Source organism: Gryllotalpicola sp. CP2-P1, from assembly GCF_057512245.1.
In genome coordinates this window covers 1-3,172 of sequence record NZ_JBLRDT010000243.1, presented here as the reverse complement: position 1 = coordinate 3,172, position 3,172 = coordinate 1, and the positions used below count along the sequence as shown (strand labels likewise).

Below are 3,172 nucleotides of genomic sequence, written 5' to 3'. Positions count from 1 at the left end.
GCCGTCGGGCAAGCCCGATCGTTTAGCACTCGCACAGCTCGTCGCGAAGGGCGCCTGACCGCCACCGATAAACTTCGCCCGAGATGTCAAAGAAGGCCAAGAAGAACACGCGCCGCCCCGGCGGCAACCCGGCCAAGGCGACGCCGGCGACGATCGGCGACTGGATCGGCGGCGCCCGGCTGCGCACGCTGCCCCTCGCGATCGCCCCGATCCTGATCGGAACCGGAGCCGCCCGCACCGTCAGCGACCCGGGGGAGTGGCACTGGGTGCGCGCGCTCGCCGCCCTCGCCGTGGCGCTGATGCTGCAGATCGGCGTCAACTACTCGAACGACTACTCCGACGGGGTGCGCGGTACCGACGAGTACCGCGTCGGCCCGGCGCGCCTGACCGGGGCGGGCAAGGCCAAGCCGCGCACCGTGCTCATCGTCGCGCTCAGCTTCTTCGCCGCCGCTGCGATCGTCGGCGTTATCACGGTCATCGACACGCAGCTGTGGTGGCTGCTGATCGTCGGGGCGGCGGCCGTCGTCGCCGCGTGGTTCTACACGGGCGGCAAGCGCCCCTACGGCTACTACGGCCTCGGCGAGGTGTTCGTCTTCCTCTTCTTCGGCGTCGCCGCGACCGCGGGCACGCAATACGTGCAGGTCAAGACCGTGAGCGAGGAGGGCTGGCTCGGCTCGGTCGTCGCGGGCCTGCTCGCATGCGCGGTGCTGATGGTGAACAACCTGCGCGACATCGAGTCCGACAGGCTGGCGCGCAAGCGCACGCTCGCCGTGCTGGTCGGCCGCCGCTGGGCGAAGGTGCTCTACGGCGTCTTCCTCTTCCTGCCGTTCGTGGTTCTCGCCCTGTTCGCTCTCGTCTACCCGATCGCGTGGCTCGGCATGCTGGTGCTGCTGCTCGCGCTGCCCGCTGCGCTCATCGCGTTCACCGGGCGCACCGGCCGCGAGCTGGTGCTGTCGCTGCAGCTCACGAGCTTCACGGCGCTCGCGTACGCCGCAGTGCTCTTCGTCGCGCTGGCGTTCTGAGCTTCGCTCCCGCCCGCAACTCGTTCCCGTTCCGGACGTGCGCGGCCGGGGCCGCGGGCGCGAGCGTCCGGAACGGGAACTAGTTCGCGCCGGCGCCGGGCGTTTCCCGATGAGCGGATGCCTCGATCTCGGCATCCTCTGCGGCGTCGTCGCCCGTCGCGACGGGCTTCGCCCCACGCCGCTCGGCCAGCTCGAGCGCCATCGCCTCGCGCGGGCCGCGCAGGAAGATGTACGACAGCGAGAAGCCGATGATCACCGAGGCGACGGTCCACCACAGCCAGTACCGCGCCCCGAACGCGATCAGCAGGATCGCGAGCGGCACCACGATCAGCAGCAGTCGCAGGATCGTGTAGCGCAGCCAGGCCGGCATGCGTCGCTTCTCGGCACTCACGTGAGCAAGCCTAAAGTCACGGTTCTGTGTGTGCGCCCGATGCCCGGGCGCCCCGGCCGCGCGGCGGGCTTACCATGAGCACATGTTCCGCCTGTGGCTCGTCATCGGGTTCCTCGCCGCGGTGTTCTACATCTACTCGATCGTGAGCGTGTGCCTGGCCGACCGCCTCGACGTGCGCGGGGTGCCGAAGGCCGCCTGGGTCGCCGTCGTGGTGATCTTCCCGATCGTCGGGGCGGCCCTGTGGTTCGGCGTCGGCCGCGCCGCCGCGCGCGAGCCGCGCACGATCGCCCCTGACGACGACGCCGAGTTCCTGTCGAGCCTCGGCGAGCCGAAGAAGCCCGGCGACCGCGGATCCGGTTCCGACGGTTGAGCAGGTAGCTCTGCGACCGTATCGAAACCCCGCCCCGGCCCCAAGGAACCCGTGCCCCGAACGAACAACCCCGCCACCGACTTCTCCCTCGACCTTCTCACTGCGCTCCTGCACCACGGCGTGCGCGACATCGTGGTCGCGCCTGGCTCGCGCTCGCAGGCGCTCGCGCTCGTCGCCGCCGAACTCGAGCGGGTGGGCGCGGCGCGCCTGCACGTGCGCATCGATGAGCGGGTCGGGGGATTCCTGGCCCTGGGCCTCGCGCTCGAATCGGGCACCCCGGCCGTCGTCGTGACGACCAGCGGCACCGCCGTCGCGAACCTGCACCCCGCGGTGATGGAAGCCCACGAGGCGCGTGTGCCGATGATCGTCGTGACCGCCGACCGGCCGAGCGAGCTGAGGGGCATCCGCTCGAATCAGACGACGACGCAGACCGGCGTCTTCGGCGCCGCCGCGAGGTTCTCGCGCGATGTCGACGCGGGCTCCGGGGCGGATGCCGGCGAGGTAGCGGCCGCGCTGTGGGCGGCATCCGCGCACGGCCCGGCTCATCTCAACCTGGCGCTGCGCGACCCGCTGTCGGCGGCGGTGCCCGACCTCAGCGCCATCGCGCTCTCGCTGCGCGCCGCGCGCGAGTCGGGTGGCGAACCGGGCTCGCCGCCGGTGACCGACCCGGCCGAGCCGAACGCGCCGGGTCGACCGGGCGAGGCCGCACGGAGACCGGGCCGCGAGCTGCTCACGTCAGGCCCGCGCACCGTGGTCATCGCGGGCGACAAGTCCGGCCCGGCCGCCGAGGAGCTCGCCCGCACCGCCGGCTGGTCGCTCATCGCCGAGGTGTCCAGCGGGTCCCGATTCGGGCCGAACCTCGTCGTCGCCTACCGCGAGCTGCTGCGCGACCCCGATTTCGGCGGCGCCGTCGAACGCGCGATCGTCTTCGGCCACCCGACGCTCAGCCGCGAGATCCCGGCCCTGCTGATGCGCCCCGATGTCGAGGTCATCGTCGTCGACGACAGTGACGCCGCCGACTTCTACGACCCCGGGCACGCGGCGCGGCGCGTCGCAGCGGTCGAGCTCGCGGAATCCGTCGACCCCCGAGATCCCGAGACGCGCAGCTGGGCCGGCAACTGGGTCTTCAGCAGTCGTCGGCTCGTCGACGACGCCGCGCGGCACGCCGCCGGCGCGGACCAGAGCGCGCCCGACCTCGACGGCGCGTCGTCCGACGACCCGGCCGCGCGAGCGGCGTTCGCCCGCTCCGAGCTCGCCGCCGTGCGCGCGCCCGTCACCCGCCGCATGCTCGCCGACGCGCTCTGGCGCTTCACCTGGCCGCACGACCGGCTGGTCGTCGGGGCATCGCGGCTGATCCGCGAGCTCGACGGCAGCGTTCCCGGGAAGAAG

Annotated in this window: 4 protein-coding genes; 3 read left to right on the top strand and 1 reads right to left on the bottom strand. The window is 72.4% G+C overall.

Features of this window, described 5'->3' with window-relative positions; translation table 11 throughout:
- Window positions 1-83: 83 nt before the first annotated feature.
- Window positions 84-1,022, top strand: a complete 939-nt coding sequence (locus tag ACM2XV_RS13605) for a 1,4-dihydroxy-2-naphthoate polyprenyltransferase (RefSeq protein ID WP_487027313.1) — start codon at window positions 84-86, stop codon at window positions 1,020-1,022.
- Window positions 1,023-1,101: 79 nt separating this feature from the next.
- On the opposite strand, the gene ACM2XV_RS13600 is transcribed toward ACM2XV_RS13605, so the two are convergent.
- Window positions 1,102-1,413 carry a DUF4229 domain-containing protein gene (locus tag ACM2XV_RS13600; protein WP_344772665.1) on the bottom strand — a complete coding sequence of 104 codons (312 nt, stop codon included), beginning with the start codon at window positions 1,411-1,413 and terminating at the stop codon, window positions 1,102-1,104.
- Window positions 1,414-1,495: 82 nt separating this feature from the next.
- On the opposite strand from ACM2XV_RS13600, the gene ACM2XV_RS13595 reads away from it, so the two are divergent.
- Entirely contained in the window at window positions 1,496-1,783 is a 288-nt protein-coding gene (locus tag ACM2XV_RS13595) for a PLD nuclease N-terminal domain-containing protein (protein ID WP_344772663.1), read from the top strand.
- Between the two features lie 51 nt (window positions 1,784-1,834).
- The coding region (gene menD / locus ACM2XV_RS13590) for a 2-succinyl-5-enolpyruvyl-6-hydroxy-3-cyclohexene-1-carboxylic-acid synthase (RefSeq protein WP_487027312.1) at window positions 1,835-3,172 on the top strand (1,338 nt) is incomplete at its 3' end.

What these genes read in the sequence shown, in the direction of transcription:
- ACM2XV_RS13605 (WP_487027313.1), top strand. Translation starts at nt 84, where the DNA reads ATGTCAAAGAAGGCCAAGAAGAACACGCGCCGCCCCGGCGGCAACCCG.
- ACM2XV_RS13595 (WP_344772663.1), top strand. Translation starts at nt 1,496, where the DNA reads ATGTTCCGCCTGTGGCTCGTCATCGGGTTCCTCGCCGCGGTGTTCTAC.